Annotated in this window: 17 protein-coding genes and 1 pseudogene; 10 read left to right on the forward strand and 8 right to left on the reverse strand. The window is 60.2% G+C overall.

Annotated features, from left to right (window positions below; genetic code table 11):
* Positions 1–88: 88 nt before the first annotated feature.
* Both WE862_RS20755 and pepE read left to right on the forward strand, forming a co-directional pair.
* A complete protein-coding gene (locus WE862_RS20755) occupies positions 89–1,897 on the forward strand; it encodes a carbon starvation CstA family protein (RefSeq protein WP_042030809.1) in 1,809 nt (602 codons plus the stop codon).
* Between the two features lie 213 nt (positions 1,898–2,110).
* Entirely contained in the window at positions 2,111–2,848 is a 738-nt protein-coding gene (gene pepE, locus WE862_RS20760; RefSeq protein ID WP_042030810.1) for a dipeptidase PepE, read from the forward strand.
* Between the two features lie 120 nt (positions 2,849–2,968).
* Here the strand turns inward: pepE and WE862_RS20765 are convergent, their stop codons facing one another.
* From WE862_RS20765 to dnaB, 3 genes and pseudogenes are all read right to left on the reverse strand, one after another.
* On the reverse strand, positions 2,969–3,388 hold the full coding sequence (locus tag WE862_RS20765) for a secondary thiamine-phosphate synthase enzyme YjbQ (RefSeq protein WP_042030812.1): 420 nt from the start codon (positions 3,386–3,388) through the stop codon (positions 2,969–2,971).
* Positions 3,388–4,461 (reverse strand): alanine racemase, encoded by a 1,074-nt coding sequence (gene alr / locus WE862_RS20770; protein ID WP_042030813.1) that lies wholly within the window; start codon positions 4,459–4,461, stop codon positions 3,388–3,390. Before alr ends, WE862_RS20765 begins: the two co-directional genes overlap by 1 nt.
* Before the next feature lie 190 nt (positions 4,462–4,651).
* Positions 4,652–6,047: pseudogene (dnaB, locus tag WE862_RS20775) on the reverse strand (replicative DNA helicase).
* Between the two features lie 363 nt (positions 6,048–6,410).
* Between dnaB and WE862_RS20780 the strand changes: the two are divergent.
* Entirely contained in the window at positions 6,411–7,271 is an 861-nt protein-coding gene (locus WE862_RS20780; protein WP_339058672.1) for a Tim44-like domain-containing protein, read from the forward strand.
* Between the two features lie 457 nt (positions 7,272–7,728).
* Here WE862_RS20780 and ushA read toward each other — a convergent pair whose 3' ends face one another.
* A complete protein-coding gene (gene ushA, locus WE862_RS20785; protein WP_042030815.1) occupies positions 7,729–9,453 on the reverse strand; it encodes a bifunctional UDP-sugar hydrolase/5'-nucleotidase UshA in 1,725 nt (574 codons plus the stop codon).
* A 259-nt stretch (positions 9,454–9,712) separates the two neighbouring features.
* Here ushA and WE862_RS20790 point away from each other — a divergent pair, with 259 nt between their 5' ends.
* The 3 genes from WE862_RS20790 to WE862_RS20800 all read left to right on the forward strand — a co-directional run bounded on the left by WE862_RS20790 (position 9,713) and on the right by WE862_RS20800 (position 11,546).
* Entirely contained in the window at positions 9,713–10,057 is a 345-nt protein-coding gene (locus WE862_RS20790) for a DUF2956 domain-containing protein (RefSeq protein ID WP_041210540.1), read from the forward strand.
* Positions 10,058–10,227: 170 nt separating this feature from the next.
* Positions 10,228–10,563 (forward strand): hypothetical protein, encoded by a 336-nt coding sequence (locus tag WE862_RS20795; protein ID WP_042030818.1) that lies wholly within the window; start codon positions 10,228–10,230, stop codon positions 10,561–10,563.
* Between the two features lie 113 nt (positions 10,564–10,676).
* Positions 10,677–11,546, forward strand: coding sequence for a hypothetical protein (locus tag WE862_RS20800; protein ID WP_042030820.1), 870 nt, complete (start codon positions 10,677–10,679; stop codon positions 11,544–11,546).
* A 56-nt stretch (positions 11,547–11,602) separates the two neighbouring features.
* On the opposite strand, the gene WE862_RS20805 is transcribed toward WE862_RS20800, so the two are convergent.
* Together WE862_RS20805 and fkpA are read right to left on the reverse strand one after the other, a co-directional pair.
* Positions 11,603–13,009, reverse strand: coding sequence for a sigma-54-dependent transcriptional regulator (locus WE862_RS20805; RefSeq protein WP_042030821.1), 1,407 nt, complete (start codon positions 13,007–13,009; stop codon positions 11,603–11,605).
* A 150-nt stretch (positions 13,010–13,159) separates the two neighbouring features.
* Positions 13,160–13,954 carry an FKBP-type peptidyl-prolyl cis-trans isomerase gene (gene fkpA, locus WE862_RS20810; protein ID WP_033114614.1) on the reverse strand — a complete coding sequence of 265 codons (795 nt, stop codon included), beginning with the start codon at positions 13,952–13,954 and terminating at the stop codon, positions 13,160–13,162.
* A 118-nt stretch (positions 13,955–14,072) separates the two neighbouring features.
* Here fkpA and WE862_RS20815 point away from each other — a divergent pair, with 118 nt between their 5' ends.
* Together WE862_RS20815 and WE862_RS20820 are read left to right on the forward strand one after the other, a co-directional pair.
* Positions 14,073–15,041, forward strand: a complete 969-nt coding sequence (locus WE862_RS20815) for a WD40 repeat domain-containing protein (protein ID WP_042030822.1) — start codon at positions 14,073–14,075, stop codon at positions 15,039–15,041.
* A 14-nt stretch (positions 15,042–15,055) separates the two neighbouring features.
* On the forward strand, positions 15,056–15,271 hold the full coding sequence (locus WE862_RS20820; RefSeq protein ID WP_033114612.1) for a SlyX family protein: 216 nt from the start codon (positions 15,056–15,058) through the stop codon (positions 15,269–15,271).
* 82 nt (positions 15,272–15,353) lie between these two features.
* Here WE862_RS20820 and slyD read toward each other — a convergent pair whose 3' ends face one another.
* Entirely contained in the window at positions 15,354–16,025 is a 672-nt protein-coding gene (slyD, locus tag WE862_RS20825) for a peptidylprolyl isomerase (RefSeq protein WP_019446474.1), read from the reverse strand.
* Between the two features lie 142 nt (positions 16,026–16,167).
* Positions 16,168–16,371, reverse strand: a complete 204-nt coding sequence (locus WE862_RS20830; protein ID WP_019446475.1) for a YheV family putative zinc ribbon protein — start codon at positions 16,369–16,371, stop codon at positions 16,168–16,170.
* A gap of 39 nt (positions 16,372–16,410) precedes the next feature.
* Here WE862_RS20830 and WE862_RS20835 point away from each other — a divergent pair, with 39 nt between their 5' ends.
* Positions 16,411–17,061 carry a hypothetical protein gene (locus WE862_RS20835; RefSeq protein ID WP_042030823.1) on the forward strand — a complete coding sequence of 217 codons (651 nt, stop codon included), beginning with the start codon at positions 16,411–16,413 and terminating at the stop codon, positions 17,059–17,061.
* A 158-nt stretch (positions 17,062–17,219) separates the two neighbouring features.
* Complete coding sequence (locus WE862_RS20840; RefSeq protein ID WP_041210532.1) at positions 17,220–18,119, forward strand: chemotaxis protein; 900 nt, start codon at positions 17,220–17,222, stop codon at positions 18,117–18,119.
* The last annotated feature ends 33 nt before the right edge of the window (positions 18,120–18,152 follow it).

The raw sequence follows: 18,152 nt of genomic DNA on the forward strand, positions 1-18,152 counted from the left end.
ACCTTTTCTGCGCTCCCCTTTCCCTGTCGCCTGCGTAAAGTGCAGCCTGAGCCCGGCCAGATTGGCCACAGGAAAAGGAAACTCCCCCATGCAACACGCAATCACTTTTGTCATTGCGGCCCTCTGCATCCTCGCCATTGCCTATCGCCTCTACGGCGTGTTCTTTGTGCGCAAGGTGCTGCAGGCTGACGATAAACTGGTCACCCCCTCCCACCAGCTGGAAGATGGCAAGAACTATGTGCCGACCAACAAGTGGGTCAACTTCGGCCAGCACTTCGCGGCCATCGCCGCCGCCGGTCCGCTGGTCGGCCCGGTACTGGCCGCCCAGTACGGCTACCTGCCAAGCTTTCTCTGGCTGCTGATCGGCTGTGTCATCGGCGGCGCGGTGCACGACACAGTCGTGCTGTTCGCCTCCATGAAGCATCAGGGCAAGTCCCTCTCCGAGGTGGCCAAGGCCGAACTTGGCCCCATCGCCGGCTGGTGTACCGGCCTTGCGATGCTGTTCATCATCACCATCACCATGGCGGGTCTCTCCATGGTGGTGGTGCATGCGCTGGAGCGTAACGCCTGGGGCGTGTTTGCCGTCTTCATGACCATCCCCATCTCCATGGTGGTGGGGATCTGGCACAAGCTGACCGGCAACCTGCAAGCGGCCTCCTGGGTGGGCTTCATCGCCGTGCTGGCCTGTGTCTTCTTCGGCCCCTACGTGCAGGAGAGCGCCTTCGGTGCCTGGCTGACCCTGCGTGCCGAGACCATCAGTCTGGCGCTGCCCATCTACGCTTTCTTCGCTACCGCGCTGCCGGTCTGGCTGCTGCTCACCCCGCGCGGCTACATCTCCAGCTTTATGAAGATCGGTGTATTCGGCGCCCTGGTCATCGGTGTCATCTGCATCAACCCGGAGATCCAGTTCCCCGCCATGACCCAGTTCGTCCACGGCGGCGGCCCGGTACTCGGCGGCCCGGTCTGGCCCTTTATCTCCATTACCATCGCCTGTGGCGCCATCTCCGGCTTCCACGCCTTTATCGGCTCCGGCACCACCCCGAAACTGGTGGACAAGTGGAACGACATCCTGCCGGTCGCCTTCGGTGCCATGCTGGCCGAGTGCGTGGTGGGCGTGATGGCACTGATCGCCGCCACAGCCCTGCACCCGGCTGACTACTTCGCCATCAACGCCACCCCGGAAGCCTTCGCCAAACTGGGGATGCAGGTGGTGGACTTGCCGTTCCTCTCCCAAGAGATCGGCATGGACCTGAACGGTCGCACCGGCGGCGCCGTCACCCTGGCGGTGGGCATGTCCTACATCTTCACCAAGGTGCCCTGGTTCAGTAACCTCGCCTCCTACTTCTTCCAGTTCGTGGTGATGTTCGAAGCGGTGTTCATCCTGACCGCCGTTGACTCCGGTACCCGGGTCTCCCGCTACCTCATTCAGGACTTCTTCGGCGAGTTCTACCCGCCCCTCAAGCGCATCGACTGGATGCCGGGCGCCATCGGCGCCAGTGTGCTCGCCTGCGTGATGTGGGGTTACCTGCTGATGTCCGGTGATATCGGGTCTGTGTGGGCGCTGTTCGGGGTATCGAACCAGCTGATGGCCTCGGTGGGCCTCATCATAGGTGCCACCATCATCTTGCGACTGGCCAGCAAGCGCCGCTACATGCTGACCTGCCTGATCCCGCTGGCCTACCTGTTCGTCACCGTCAACTACGCCGCCTACTGGATGATGAGCAACGTCTACTTCAACTCGGCCGCCAAGGGCTACAACCCGATGAACGGCATCATCTCCCTCATCATGCTGGTGCTGGGGATGCTGATCCTGCTCTCTGCCCTGCGCAAGTGGAGCGAGCTGTGGAAGCTGCGCCAGCAGCCCTCCTACAAGGTGGTCGAGGCAACCGCCTCCTGATCATCCCGACCATGACCAAGGCCCCGCACAAGCGGGGCCTCTGTTTATGTGGTGACTTTTATGCGGACTCATTGAGGAACAACTCATTAATGAGCCCCCCGATCACAGAACCGTCTATCCGAAAGTGGTAGTATGCCCGCTCCTGTCACCCTGCTGTCCGACGGCAAACCGGGGTGGCCTCTCCTCCGCTTTCACTTTTTGAGGAACGATTTGATGGAACTGCTTCTGCTTAGCAACGGTAAAGCCAACGAATTTCCGGGTCTGCTCGGCTGGGCCCGGGATCGGGTTCAAAGCCTGCTCGCGCGCAAACAGGTCAAGCGCATCCTGCTCATCCCCTACGCGGTGATCCGCAGCGACTGGGATGCCCGCGCCAACGAACTGCAGGAGAGTCTGGGAGTCGATGCCATCAGCATCCACCACTTCGATGATCCGGTTGATGCCATCAATCAGGCGGACGCCATCTTTATCAGCGGCGGCAATACCTGGCGTCTCAACCAGATGCTGCATGAAAACGGTCTGATCGTGCCGATCCAGCGTGCCGTGCGCGAGCGGGGTGTCCCCTATGTGGGCTGGAGCGCCGGTTGCAACGTGGCGACCCCGAGCATCCGCACCACCAACGACATGCCGGTTTGCAGCGCCGCCGTGCTGCCGGCACTGGGCCTGTTCCCGCTGCAGATCAACCCGCACTATCTGGACGCCAGCATCAGCGGCCACATGGGTGAGACCCGCGACGAGCGTCTGGCCGAGTTCTGCGCCATCAACCCGAGCGAATATGTTGTGGCCCTGCGTGAAGCGAGCCTGCTGCAAATCACCGGAGAAAACGGCAGCGAGCGTCTGGAGTACTGGAGCGCCCGCGAGCAGGACTTCAAGATCTTCAAACACGGTCAGGAGCCGCAAGCCTTTATGGACGCCGCCCCGCTGGCCGAACTGACCCCCTTCAAGGTCGGCTGAGCCACGCAGAGCGCAGCGCCACTGGCAGGCGGATAGCTCGCGAAACCGTTAAAACAAAAGAGGGATGGCTCAATGCCATCCCTCTTTTTCATCGTCATCTTTCGGCTGGTTGCAGCCTGCTTACTCACCCTGCAGGGTCACCAGCACCCTGCGGGCGCCACCATCGACGCGATGTTCGCCAAGCCAGATCCCCTGCCAGGTGCCGAGCGCCAGCTGACCATCGCGGATCGGCAGTTGCAGGCTAACCCCAAGCAGGGAGGATTTGATGTGGGCGGGCATGTCATCCGGCCCCTCATAAGTGTGGCGATAGTAGGGGGCATCCTCCGGCGCCAGCCGGTGCAGATGGGCCTCCATATCGCTGCGCACGCTCGGATCGCAGTTTTCGTTGAGGGTGAGCGAGGCGGAGGTGTGTTGCAGCAGCAGGTGCGCCATGCCGATCCGGTAATCCGCCAGCATCGGCAGCTTGGCCACCAGCTCGTCCGTCACCAGATGAAAGCCCCGCGAACGGGGCTTCAGAGTCAGCAGGCACTGCTGCCACATCAGATGTACTCCATAAAGACGCGGGAAGTGAGCTTGGTGATGAGTTCGTAGGGGATGGTGCCAATCTCGTCGGCCACTCGCTCCACCGGCAACCCTTCGCCCCACAGTACCGCCTCGTCGCCGGGCTTGTCGGTCGCGCCCGGGCCCAGATCCACCGTACTCATATCCATGGAGACACGCCCCACCAGCGGCACGATGCGGCCGTTGACCAGCACGGATGTGCCGTTGGGCGCCATGCGCGGATAGCCGTCACCGTAGCCGATGGCGATCACGCCAAGGCGAGTGTCACGATCCGCCACCCAGTTGGCGCCGTAGCCCACCGGCTCGCCCGCCTTGTGATCCCGCACCGCAATCAGCTGGGTCTTCAAGGTCATCACCGGCTGCAGGTCGTAATCGGCCGCCACCGTATTGGGGAACGGCGACACGCCATAGAGGATGACGCCGGGGCGCACCCAGTCGCAGTGGGAGTCCGGCCAGGCCAGAATGCCCGCCGAGTTGGCCATGGCCCGTTCGCCCAGGAGCGGCGCGGTCAACTTGCTGAACAAGTCGATCTGCTCGCGGGTGGTGGGCTGCTCCAGCTCATCGGAACGGCTGAAGTGGGTCATGATGTTGAACGGCTGCACCACGTTCTTGCACTTAGCAAGGCGCTCGATAAAAGCGGGCATCTCGTCGGCCCGCACCCCGAGCCGGTGCATGCCGGTGTCGAGCTTGAGCCAGGCCACCACGGGGGCTGGCAGCTCGGCCTGCTCCAGCGCTTCGAGCTGCTCCCAGGTGTGAACCGCCGTCTGCAGATTGTTGGCCGCCAGCACCGGCAGATCGTCGGCGGAGAAGAAGCCCTCCAGCAGCACAATGGGCTTGACCACGGCGCAGGAGCGCAGCATCAGCGCCTCTTCGATACGGGCCACCGCATAGGCATCCGCATCCACCAGGGTGCGGGCGACCGGCAGCAGTCCGTGGCCATAGGCGTTGGCCTTGACCACAGCGATGATCTTGCAAGCGGGAGCGTGGCGCTTGACCACGGCGAGGTTGTGGCGCAAGGCCGCAGTGTTGATTTGGGCAGTAGCCGCTTTCATGGTTTTCCCTTACGAGGGCACAAATGGTCTCCCCCTCATCGGGCAGAAGACCGCCACTCACTTATCGTCGTCGAAGGCCGGACCGGCATAATTGTCGAACCGGGAAAACAGGCCCTGAGGGCAGCCAATGACTGGCTATCGATCAGGGCAGTCGTGGTAATGACGAAATCGCCATCACCTTGGGTTTACATCAATAATCGTCGTCAAACGCCGGGCCGGCGTAGTTGTCGAACCGGGAGAACTGACCCTGGAAGGTGAGACGCACCCGGCCGATGGGGCCGTTACGCTGCTTGCCGATAATGATCTCGGCAATCCCCTTGTCAGGGCTGTCATCGTGATAAACCTCATCACGATAGATAAACATGATCAAGTCCGCATCCTGCTCGATGGAGCCCGATTCACGAAGGTGCCGAGTTGACCGGACGCTTGTCGGCCCGCTGTTCCAGACTGCGGTTGAGCTGAGAGAGCGCCACCACCGGGCACTGCAGCTCTTTGGCCAGCGCCTTGAGGGAGCGGGAGATTTCACCGATCTCCAGAGTCCGGTTGTCGGAGAGGCTGGGTACCCGCATCAGCTGCAGGTAGTCCACCATGATCATGCTGATGCCGCCGTTGTCCCGCGCCACCCGCCGGGCGCGCGAGCGCACTTCGGTCGGGGTCAGGCCGGAGGAGTCATCGATATACATCTTGCCCTTCTCGAGCAGCAATCCCATGGTGGAGGAGAGACGGGCCCAATCCTCGTCGTCGAGCTGACCGGTACGCACCTTGGTCTGGTCGATACGCCCCACCGAGGCGAGCATACGCATGATGATCTGCTCGGAGGGCATCTCCAGCGAGAAGATAAGCACCGGCTTGTCGGCGGTGAGGGCCGCATGCTCACAGAGGTTCATGGCAAAGGTGGTCTTGCCCATGGAGGGACGGGCGGCGACGATGACCAGATCCGAGCGCTGTAAACCGGCGGTCATCTTGTCCAGATCGTTGTAGCCCGACGAGACACCTGTTACCCCGTTGTGCGGGGTCTTGAACAGCTCTTCGATCTTGTCGACAGTCTGCTCGAGGATCAGCTTGAGCGGCTGAGGGCCTTCGTTGGCGCTGGTGCGCTGCTCGGCGATCTGGAATACCTTGCTCTCGGCCAGATCGAGCAGATCGTTGGAGGTACGGCCCTGCGGCTCGTAGCCCGCTTCGACGATCTCGTTGGCGACCGAGATCATCTCCCGCACTACCGCCCGCTCGCGCACGATTTCGGCGTAGGCGTTGATGTTGGCGGCGCTCGGGGTGTTCTTGGCGATCTCCACCAGATAGGCGAAGCCACCTGCCTCCTCCAGCTGTTCGGAGCGCTCCAGCTCCTCCTGCAGGGTGATGAGGTCGATGGGGTTGCCCGCGTTGGAGAGGCGGGTCATGGCCTGGAAGATCAACCGGTGCGGACGGCTGTAGAAATCCTTGTCGATCACCCGCTCGGCGACCCGATCCCAGGCGTCGTTATCCAGCATCAGGCCGCCCAGTACGGACTGTTCGGCCTCAAAAGAGTGGGGGGGAACTTTCAGCTGTTGTGTCTTGGCGTCTTTTTTCGCCGTCACTTGCTCTGCCATACACATAAAAACCGCAGCGGGAAGGGGACGGGAATTTTACAAAAGAAAGCCAACTACGGCGAGCCCTATCTGGCGGCTCATACCATCATAAAGGGCCAGACCAGGGTCTGTTCGCTCTTGCTGCTTCTGGTTTTGCTGCGCATCTTGCGCTCTTTGCGGCTCAATCGTCTGCTTTTCATGCTGCACACTCCTGACATCGAGACCCACCCGAGGTGGTAATTCGTTCATGAATAATTCATGCCTGTCATGGTACTTATCGGCACAAGCTGCGACACATTTAGGGACAGGCAGCCTGCCATGCGCCTTGCTGAGCTTGCCTAAGCAGAGCATGCCCCAACTACAGACGAGAGTGAAAGAGTCAAAATGAAAAAGATGCTGACCCTGTTTGCCATGATCCTGGCCATCGGCCTGGGGGCACCGCATGCCGAGGCCAAGAAATTTGGTGGCGGCAAATCCTTTGGCAAAAGTTACAAGACAGCGCCGGCACAGCCTGCGGCCAAACCGGTCGACAACAAGAACCCGACCCTGGGTGCCCAGACTCCGCCGAAAAAGAGCGGCATGATGGGTGGTCTGCTGGGCGGTCTGCTGGCCGGTGGCCTGTTTGCCTACCTGCTGGGCAGTGGCGCCTTTGAAGGTCTGCAAGGGATGGACTTCCTGCTGATCGCCCTGCTGGCACTGGGTGCCGTGTTCCTGTTCCGGGCCATGCGCCGGGGCAAGATGGGAGCGCCACAGCCGCAACAGACGGCCTATGCCGGTTATCAGCCGCCCCAGAGCGCGGCCCCGCAGCAGTTCGAGCAGAGCCACAGCGCCCCGCAAGCGACCGGCTTTGCCGACAGCGATGTGCCGTTCCGCCTGCCGCCGGGCTTTGACATGAACGGCTTCCTGGCCGGTGCCCGCGACCACTACCGCACCCTGCAAGAGGCGTGGAACAAGAACGATCTGGAAAAAGTGCGTGAATACGTCAGCCCGGAACTGTTCGAACAGCTCAAGGCCGAGCGCGCCGAACTGACTGGCGACCAGCATACCGAAGTGATGTATGTGGATACCCAGCTGGTACGCGCCGACTACGGCAGCGACTGGGCCCAGGTGAGCGTGCGCTTCAGCGGCCGCTACATCGACCGTCAGGAGCTGGTCGAAGAAGACATTAAAGAGGTGTGGCACCTCGAGCGCGATCTAGCCAAGAACAATGCCCCCTGGCATATCGTTGGTATCGAGCAGCTGTAATCGCAGCGTTCATGAAAAACCGCAGAGGCAGCTATCCGGCTGCCTCTTTTTTTGCTCACTCTATCGCCACAAAAATCGGAGGAGGGCTTGTCAGTGCCGATAAATGGCTCTGGCAGAGCCTCTCTCCTGCCACCGGTTTGGTATAAGTCAAAGCGAGGCCATTTCAGCAAAACCTATAAATTAAATTTATAGTGGCAGGATGCGCATCTCCTTGTGCCTTTAGCGCTGCCAGCGACCCCTCAAGGGGATATGGCCGATCTCGCCAGGAGGTCGCAGAGGGGTAAACGTCGAGTGTGGGCGGCAGAACGGCTTGTAGCAGGGAGGTAAAGAGCCAAGCAGCAACAGCACAAGCGGATCAGGTCATCGCCACAAGATAAAAAAATCCCCGGACAAGGCCCGGGGATCTGTTTGAATGGCGCCGCCAAGTACGGCTCCTGTGATGGCTATGCAAGGTTGCTTAGTTACACCCTTCCGCAGAAGTGGAGTTCAGATAGCTCACCTCGTTGGCCGGCTGATAGTCGGCAACGTTGATGGTCTTCTTGACCTCGATGTACTCCTTCAGCACGGCAGCATCGACCAGGCCGGCGTTGATGGTATCGATCTTCGGATAACCATCGCCACCGGAGGCACTGAAGCTCGGGATGGCGAAGCTGTAAGTGGCGGCCGGGTCAAACGCCTTGCCACCGATGCTGGTGATATTCACGCTCTTGGCCTGGCAATCCACCGCCATATTGATACCGCCAAACTGGGCGTAACCACCGGTGTTGCGGGTTTTGGTAGCAACCTGACCCAGATAGGTCGCCAGCTCGCTTCCCTTCATCACCGCCTTGTTGACCGTGTTGCCAAAGGGGTGCACCAGCAGCACGCTGCGATAGGTAATGTCGCCAGCCGGGATGCTGTCACGCACACCACCCGAGTTGACGATACCGAAGTCAACGCCCAGCTTGCTGGTGGTCGCCGTCGTGATCAGGCGACCAAGGTTGGTCTGCTTGTTGCGCACCGAGTTGCGATCACCGACCAGCAGCCCATCGGTGGAACCGATCACCACGCTGAGCTCCTGCTGCCCCTTCTCCTGATAGGCGAGCAGGGTGTTGTAGAGCTCGGGATCCTTCACGATCTCGTCCTGCACGAACTGCATCTTGCTGGTGTCTTTGGTCACAGCACCGTTGGCATCGATCGCCTCGCCCTTGGCGTTGCGCTTGATGAGGTTGACCGGGATCAGCTCATAGCTGGTCAGGGTCAGCTTGCCATTCTGGTAGTCAAACTGGGCACGACCCACATATTTGCCCCACTCATGGGCCTGCATGATCCAGGTGCCATTCTGCTGATCCGGCAGACAGGTATCACCCGGCTTGAAGTTGGCGTACTTGTTGGCGGTACCCGGCTCCATACAAACCGGATTCTGGGAGTGGCCGCCGATAATGGCATCCAGGGTGCCAACCGGCAGCTTGCGAGCCATCTCCACATCGCCCGGCGCGTTGCTGCCGTGCTGGCCATCGGCATAGTGGCCCATGTGGGTGATGGCGAAGACCAGATTGGCCTCCTTCTTGGCACGGATCTGCTTGCCCAGTGCGGCAGCCTCCGTGGTCGGATCGCGAAACTCCAGAGTTTTCACGTTGTTGGGGTCCACCAGCTGGGCGGTATCCTCGGTGGTCAGGCCCAGCACGGCAACCTTGAGACCACTCTCCAGCTTGAACACCTTGTAGGGGTCGAAGTAGTGCTTGCCGCTCGCCTTGTCATAGATGTTGGCAGAGAGCATGGGGAACTTGGCCCACTGACGCTGCTTCTCGATCACGCTGAGGGGGTTGTCAAATTCGTGGTTGCCCACCGCCATGGCGTCGTAGCGGATGCTGTTCATCGCCATGAAATCGGGTTCGGCATCCTGCAGATCCGACTCGGGTACCCCGGTATTCACGTCACCGCCGGAGAGCACCAGCACATCGCTGCCAGCCGCCTTGGCCTCGCTACGCAGCCGCTCGACCAGCGTCTTCTGGGCCGCCATGCCATATTCGTTTTCCGCGTTGTTCCAGAAACGGCCGTGGGTATCGTTGGTGTGCAGAATGGTCAGTTTGCAGACATTTTCGGTGCAGGGTGCCACGCTGTCGTTTTTTGAGGTATTACAGCCAGTCAGTGCAGCAAACACGGCCAGGGCCACGCCGCCTTTGATAAAGTTATTATTCATTTCCATATCACCTTGATTGTTTTGTTATTTAGCGACCCTATCCAGCAGGTCGGGCGCAAATATAACAAACAACCAGTGGCCATTTTTCATCGATGACTCACAAATTCTGGTAATTGTGATCACTGGCCCAACATCCGCTTCTCGACTGATTTTTAGATGTTTTTATTGAGACGTTGCTCATTTGCGGCCATGCCGTGCCAAGCGCCACGAAACGCGGTTTTATGGCATACTCCCTCCCCCATGCCCGAGGAGTGTGTTGATGGCCAAGTACGACAAGATTTCCCCCGAGACCCAGCAGGAGGCGATGAAAATTGCCCGCGCCAACCAGAAGCCGGGGCAGACCAAGGAGCAGACCCAGCTTATCGCCCAGGGGATCCAGAAAGGGATCGACGAGTATAAAAAACAGATGAAGGCGCGGGCTCGCGAAGCCAGTCGCCAGAAGAAACTGCAGACCAAAGCGAAACAGAGCCAGCAAGCGCAGCAAGACGACGAACAGGATGAAGCCCTTGAGGTCATCGAGGTCACTCGCCACCATCCGCTGCCATGGGCCCTGCTGGCCGCCAGCTGGCTCGGCTTTGTCGCCGTCTGGTTGTGGTTGCGCTAAGAGGCCGCAAACCTTTGTCCGGGATCCGCTTCACAGAGCAGGGCCATCAGGCTGGTCAGGCTAATTGAAGGCTGATTAAATCCCGCCTCTGTTTGCCCCAGCCCAAGCTGTTGCTAACCCAGCTATTGCCAACCCAGACTGTCTGGTCATCTGTTTTCAGGAAATTCGTTATGAACCCCGCTCCGCTCTACCTGCTGGCCCCCTTTGTGCTCTTTCTGGTGACCATGCTGCTCTATCGCATCTCGCCGCTGCGGGCCGTTGCCGCCGGCACAGTGCGCTGGTTTATTCTGCCCGCCTTTACCCTCTTTATTCTGCTGATCATCATCAATGGCGCAGCCGACCCCGCCCTGCGCAATCCCGCCTTCCACTGGTTGATGCCGGGCCTTGGCTTTGCCCTGAGCCTGTTTCCGGGCCTGCCCAAGGCACTGGTGCCACGTCTGGCCATCAAGGAGGGGGCCTTTGCCGCCCTCGGCCTGATGCTGATGAGCCTGGCCATGGTCTACTGACCGGCTGGCCGCTGACGCTGACATGACTCAAGGGGCGCTCTGTGACGAGCGCCCCTTGTGCAATCAATAACCTGCAGGCATCTTGGTGCAAGGATCGCCAGCCAGGAGGCCAGATGGAGAATCCGCCCGATTTCATGGCGCTATGGGACTATCAGGATCCCGTCGCCACTGCCCAGCGCTTCGATGCCCTGCTGCCCGTAGTGCGCGCCGACCAGGATTTGCAGCTCGAGCTGGAGCTGCTGACCCAGATTGCTCGCACCCATGCCCTGCAACACCAGCCAGAGCAAGCCAGACAGACCCTTGATGACGTAGAGAAGCGCCTCACCGGGGCAACCCCCAGAGCCCGGGTCAGATTGCATATCGAGCGGGGCCGCCTGTTCCATGCCGCTGGCGATCAGAGTCAGGCCAAAGCGCAGTTTGAGCAGGCCTGGCAACAGGGGCTCAAGAGCAAGGAGCTCTATCTCGCCATCGACGCGGCCCAGATGGTGGCCATGACGGTGCCGCCGCCAGAGCAGAGCCGCTGGCATCAGTTGGGGATGGAGCTGGCCGAGCGCAGCCCGGATGAGCGGGTGCGCAGCTGGCTACCTGCCATTTACCATAATCTGTGCTGGACCCTGTTCGAGCTGGGGCGATTTGACGAGGCAAAAGCGCTGCAACAGAAGTGTCTGAGCTGGCATGAAGCGCATCAGGAGCAGGGCAAGGCTTTTATCGCCCGCTGGAGTCTCGCCCGCCTAAGCCGGGCCATGGGTCTGCATCAACAAGCGATGGCCGAACTGACCCAGCTTAAAGCCGATATGAGTGAAGCCAGCGCTGCGGAAGATGGCGATCTGTTCGAGGAGCTGGGGGAGAATGCGCTGGCGCTGGATGATCCGGCGGCGGCCGAATACTTTGCCCGCGCCTGGTTTCTGCTCTCGCGCGATAGCTGGAGCAAGAGCCATGAAGCGGAACGGCTGACCCGGCTCAAACGCCTCGCCAAACTCTGAACGGCTCAAAAGAGAAGGGCGGCCCTCTGGCTGCCCTTCTCTTTTGGCAAACTGGTTCAGGCCAGATTGGCCTCTTCCCACCCCTGCTTCTTGCGATAGATGGTGGAGGGGCTGATCTCCAGCAGGGCCGCCGCCTTGGGAATATTGCCGTCACAGCTGGCGATGGCCTGCTCTATCACCTCTTTTTCCACCAGCCAGAGCGGCCGGATCGGCCCGCCAACTGCGGGAGTGGTAGCTGTCGCTGCGGGTTGCTGGGCAGCTGTCGTTGCAACAGCCAGAGCCCGCACACCATTGAGGGGCGGCGGCAGGATATCCGGGCTGACCAGCTCCTTGTCATTGAGCACGACGATATTGCGCACCACGTTCTGCAACTCGCGCACGTTGCCGGGCCAGGGGTAGTCGAGCAGCACTCGCGCCGCGGCGGCATCGAAGTCGCGAAAGCGCTTGTTCTCCTCTTTCGCATAGTTCTGCAGCAGGCTGCGGGCCAGCAGCAGAATATCTTCGCCCCGCTCCCTGAGCGGCGGCAGATAGAGGGGGATAACGTGGAGCCGGTAGTAGAGATCCTCGCGAAAACGGCCCGCCTTCACTTCCAGCAAGGGATCCCGGTTGGTTGCACAGATAAAGCGCACATCCACGGTTTCCAGTTTGCCGCTGCCGACCCGCTGCAGGGTGCCGGTCTGGATAAAGCGCAGCAGCTTGCTCTGCAGGTCGAGATCCATCTCGCAGATCTCGTCGAGAAACAGGGTGCCGCCATCCGCCAGACTGGCCGCCCCTTTGCGATCGCCCTGGGCACCGGTGAAGGAGCCCTTCACATGGCCGAAGATCTCGCTCTCCATCAGATCGTGGGGAATGGCGGCGCAGTTGAGGGCGATAAAGGGCTGCTCGCGGCGCGGGCTGCACTGGTGGATCGCCTCGGCGCACACCTCCTTGCCGGTACCGCTCTCGCCGGTAATAAAGACGGTCGCCTTGCTCGGCGCCGCGCTCTCGATGATGCGATAAACCGCCTGCATCGCCATGGAGGCACCGATAAAACCGAAGAAGGATTGCCGCTCGAAGTTCTCGCGATAGTGGGCAACCAGCGAGCTCAACTGCTGGTGTTTCAAGGCATTGCGGGCTGTGGCGCAGAGCCGCTTGCTGTCAAACGGCTTGGTCAGAAAGTCGAAGGCACCGAGACGCATCGCCTCCACCGCCACATCTACCGAGCCGTGGGCGGTGATCACCACCACGGCGCAGGGGAGCTGCTGTTCGGTGATCTGCTGCAGGATCTCCATGCCTGACATATCGGGCAACTCAAGGTCAAGCAGCACCACCGGAGGGGGGCTCGTCAGCAACACCTCCAGCGCCTGCTGTCCGCAATCGGCCAGCACCACCTCATAGCCATCCTGGCGCAGGTACTGCTCATAAACTACAGCCAGACTCCGGGTATCTTCCACCAACAGGACACGGGGTGCGTTCTCAGCCACAGGATTGATCCTTGTTAATTGATTTTGTTCTTTATTTTTAGCGCTACCGCTGATATCCCATGCGCAATGCTCTCAGTTTATCCCGCGAAACGAGAGGATGCACAAGTAAAAACGGCTCCTTAAGGAGCCGTTTTCATCGATACAAAGAAATTACTTCTTGGCGTCTTCTGCAGCCGGCTTCTCGATAGCCAGCAGTTCGACGTCAAACACCAGCACGGCGTTAGCCGGGATGGAGCCAGCACCATGCTCGCCGTAGGCCAGCTTGGACGGCAGGAAGAACTTGAACTTTGAGCCAACCGGCATCAGCTGCACGCCTTCGGTCCAGCCCGGGATAACCTGGTTGAGCGGGAAGGTTGCCGGCTCGCCACGGTCAACGGAGCTGTCGAACTTGGTGCCATCGGTCAGAGTACCGGTGTAGTGAACCTTGACGATGTCGGTCGCTTTCGGCTTGGCGCCAGTGCCCATCTTCTCGACCTGATACTGCAGGCCGGATTCGGTGCTCTTCACGCCCTCTTTCTTGGCGTTGGCAGCCAGGAACTCTTCACCTTTCTTCAGATTCTCAACGGCATCTTTCTCGGCTTTGGCCTTGGTCAGCTCGTTGATCTTGGCGTCGTACTGCTGCAGTACTTTCTGGATCTCTTCGTCGGTCATCTTGGCTTCTTTGCCCAGACCATCGGTGACCCCTTTCAGGATGACGGCGTTGTCCAGCTTGATACCCAGCTCCTGCTGGCGCTCCAGGGTGTTGGCAATGTAGCGACCCATGGAGAGGCCGATGGCGTAACCGGATTGCTCTTCAAAGCTCTGCGCCTTGGTAGACGCTGCCGGTTTGCTGGCCTCTGCCTTCACCTCGGCGCTATTGGCAGCCGGCTTCTCGTCTTTTTGGCAAGCAGTCAGACCTACGGCAACCGCCGCAGCCAACAGGGACACCTTCAGAAATTTGTTCATCAGTTTCTCCAAACTCCAAATACCGCTCTCGGTTCCATCGTGAAATGAGAGGTTTATCGTGATAAGCGCCTTATACTAACGCCGTGATTGCAGGTAACAAAAGCGTGAGACATCAAAAATGATAAAAAGTGCCATTTATCTGCTAGGGCTCTGCCTCATGCTCACCGGCTGCGAGCAGAGTGCCCGACCAGACCGGCAACTTTCCCTCGCCAGCTCGGGTCTGCTGGCCGCCGATCTGGCCAGTGACGGCAAGCAGGCTATCGTCTCCAGCCTCGGCCAGGGGGTCGTGGTCTGGGATCTGGAGCAGAACCGCCAGCGCTGGCGCTGGAAACAATCCGACTCCCCCGATGATCTGGTCTCCATCGTCCGTTTTGCGCAAGGGGATAGTCACGCCGTGACCGCCACAGCCACCACCTTTGCCATCTGGCAGCTGCAGAATGGCCAAGCGCAAGGCTACTACTCGCTTCCTGAATCCAGGCTGAGGGATATTGCCCTCTCGGCAGATGGACGCAATGTGCTGATCGGACGTGAAGATGGCAAAGCGGAGTGGGTCGACACCCAAACCGGACGGCGCTTGCAGTTTCTCGGTCACACCGAGCAGATCAATACGGTGGATCTCTCCGCCAACGGCCGTTATGCCCTGACCGGTGGCAACGACTACAGCGCCTATCTGTGGGATACCCGCAGTGGTCAGGTGGTCTGGCGCTTCAACCATGGCGGCCGGGTGGTCATGGCACGGCTGGAGCCGAGCGGTCGCTACGCCTTCACCGCGGACAGCAGCCGAGGCAGCATCTGGGATCTGAAAACCGGCAAAGAGGTGAGCCAGCTGCAATTCGGACACAGGTTCGAGGTCTACACCAGCGCCCGCTTCGCCAATGACGGCAAATGGCTCATCACCGGCGCCCCCTCCCGTCAGCTCTCGCTATGGCAGGTGAGCGATGGAGCCCTGTTGCAGAGCTGGCTGGTTTCTCCCCATCCCAAGGTAAAACCGCCCAGTGCAGTGGTCTACGGCGTGGCTTTGCGCGACAATAGTCACCTTGTCAGCGCCAGCTCCAGTGGCCTGGCCGAAATCTGGACCATCAAGTAAGGACCCGCAGGCCCATGAGTCAGCATTTAAACGAACGCATCGAAACCCTGGAAACCCGTCTCGCCTATGCGGAGTACACCATAGAGCTGCTCAACGACGAGGTCACCACCCAGGGGCGCGAGCTCGACCGGCTCAAGCACCAGATCCAGCTGCTGATCGACAAGCTCAAGAGCGTGCAACCGAGCCAGATCGCCAGCATGGCCGAAGAGACCCCGCCCCCTCACTACTGATGAGAGCTCTCTGTCCGGCAAATGTTGCCCAATAAAAAACCCGCGATAAATCGCGGGTTTTTTATCATCGGCGTGGCCGTGATCAGTGGTGATGGCCCTTGCCACCACAACCGCCACCACCGCAGCAGCCGCCATGACCATGGTCGTCGCCGTGGTCATGCTCGTGGCTGTGACCGGCACCGCCACAGCAACCGCCGTGAGCGTGCTCTTCGTCGTGGTCGTGACCGTGACCACCGCAGCAACCGCCATGGCCGTGATCGTGGTCATGACCATGGTCGTGACCGCAACCGCCGGCACCGTGAACGTGGCCGTGAGCCAGCTCTTCGGCAGTGGCAGCGCGCACGTCCTTGATCTCGACCTTGAAGCCCAAGGTCACGCCAGCCAGCGGATGGTTGCCATCTACCTTGACGAACTCTTCAGACACTTCAACTACAGTCACCGGACGATGGCCATCGTCGGTTTCAGCCACGAAAGTATCCCCTTCGGAGACTTCCATGCCGTCGAACAGCTCGCCCGGCACTTCCTGCACCAGAGACTCGTCGTATTCGCCGTAGGCCTGGCTCGGGGTCAGGGTCACTTCGAAGGCTTCACCTACCGCACGACCTTCCAGCTCGGCTTCGAGGCCGGAAACCAGATAACGGGTGCCGTGCAGATAGACCAGCGGCTCTTTGCCGACAGTGCTGTCGATGACTTCACCGTGCTCGTCGGTGACTGTGTATTCCAGCGTAACCACGCTCAGAGGAGCTACTTTCATGTCAGGATCCTGCGGATAGAAAAAACGGGCCCAGAATAACCTAAAAAGCGGGCCGCGCATATGCCATGCCCCGTCAGCGGGCGATGAAAAAATCGGCGATGCCACCAGTTTTGGCAACAACGCCCTGCACTCTTCAGGGCTATCAGGGACGAAATACGCCGATCACCTCTTCGGCTTCACGGGTTACCCGCTCCACCTGTTCCGGCGTCTGCACCTGGGTATCACCGCACGCGACGCAGGTCACCTTCTCGACTCCATGCTCCATATACAGCATCATGTTGTCCAACTTGCCGCACGCCGGGCAAACCGCACCGGCAATGAAGCGTTTTTTACGTCTGGTTTCCATATTTGTTACCTCCAGGCAGCATCATATCAGGGTTTTTACATGCATCACGCCATCGAGTATCACCATTTTTCCTGTCACGGCCTGCAGGCTGGCAACCGCAAACGCACGCCGGTCGGGCAACTGCTGCGGATCACCCGGGGCGCGGCGCTGCTGAGACTTGGCCAGCATGAACTCCTGCTGCCGGCTGGCAGTTGCTTCTGGCTCTGTGCCGATGCACTGGCCGCCTTCAGCCCGCTCAGCGGTTGTGATTACGATCAGCTGAACGTCTCTTTGCGCGTAACCCAGCCGCAGCAGGCAGGCTGGCTGCAAGCCACGCCCCTGCTCAATGCTCTGCTCGACTCCCTTGCCCTGTGGCAACGGCCGCAAGAGTGGCAAGGGGCCTATGGCCACCGCCTGCAGGTGATCCTCGATGAGTTGCAGCAGTGCACCATCCAGCCACAAGATAATGAAGCGCTGCAGCAATGCTGGCAGGCTTTGGCCCGCGGCGACGCACAAGCCCTGGCAGAGTGGCAGCAACGTGGCGATGCACCGCTGGCAGGGGAAGAGCTGCAACAACAGTGGCAACTGCTGCAGGCACTCAGACTGCTCAAGGGGGGCAGCAAAGCCGCTCAGGTCGCCAACAAACTGGGTTATGGCGATGAGGCCACTCTGCAAGCTGCCTGCCAGCGCTGGGGAGTAGTACAAGATTAGGGGGAATAGGGCCGTCCGAAGCCAATGAGCTAAAATCTTGGCTGATTGAGTCCAGCTTTTTGCCAGATGGCCGTTAACAAAGGGGCCATCGCCCCCGCAATCCTTTATGCTAGAGGCCAGAAATGACAGCCACAGTTTCGACCAACAGGACACCTGCCATGACGAGCAAAGCCAATCAATCACAGGGCATGTTGCTGTTTCATCTCTCTGCCAAGCAATCTTTTGCCATCGGCACTCTCAAGGTGAAGGAGATAGTGCCCTATACCCAGCTGACGGCCATGCCCCACTCTCACCCCACTGTGCTGGGGGCGGCCAATATGCGCGGTTCCACCATTCCGGTGATCGACATGGCGATGGCGGTGGGCTATCGCCCCATCAGCAAGGAGGAGATGCCGCACTGCTTTATCATCATCACCGATTGCCGCCGCACTCTGGTCGGTTTTCTGGTGCGCGGTATCGACAAGATCACCGAGTGCAACTGGCGCGATATTGAGCCCCCTCCCGCGTCGCTGGGTCACAACGTCTTTGTAACCGGGGTAACCCGGGTCAACGATCAGCTGATCCAGCTGCTGGACGTCGAACTCATCCTGTCGCGGGTCTACCCCGATGACCCGAGCCACCTCTATCCGGTGCTGACCGATGTGCAGCGCGAACGGATCAAGCCGATGCGGATCCTGCTGGTGGATGACTCCTCCGTCGCCCGGCGCCAGCTAATGGCGGCGCTCGACTACATCAATATCCCCTATGAGGTGAGTACCAATGGCAAGGACGCGCTGGCCCTGATGCAGGAGCGGGCAAGCCAGAAAACACCGATCGACATTCTGGTGAGCGATATCGAGATGCCGGGGCTCGATGGCTACGAACTCGCCTTCGAGGTGCAGAGCGACAGCAAGCTGGCTGGCGCCTACATCATTCTGCACACCTCCCTCTCGAGCGAAATCAGCGTCGAACGTGCCCACCAGGTGGGCGCCCACGAGGCGCTGACCAAGTTTGAGGCCAACGAGCTGATCCAGGCCATGCTGCGCGGTGCCGAGCACCACGACAAACTGCTGGTCTGATCCCCATCCGGCGGGCAGCACTGCTCGCCGGTT

The sequence above is a fragment of the Aeromonas jandaei genome (genome assembly GCF_037890695.1).
Lineage (GTDB): Bacteria > Pseudomonadota > Gammaproteobacteria > Enterobacterales > Aeromonadaceae > Aeromonas > Aeromonas jandaei.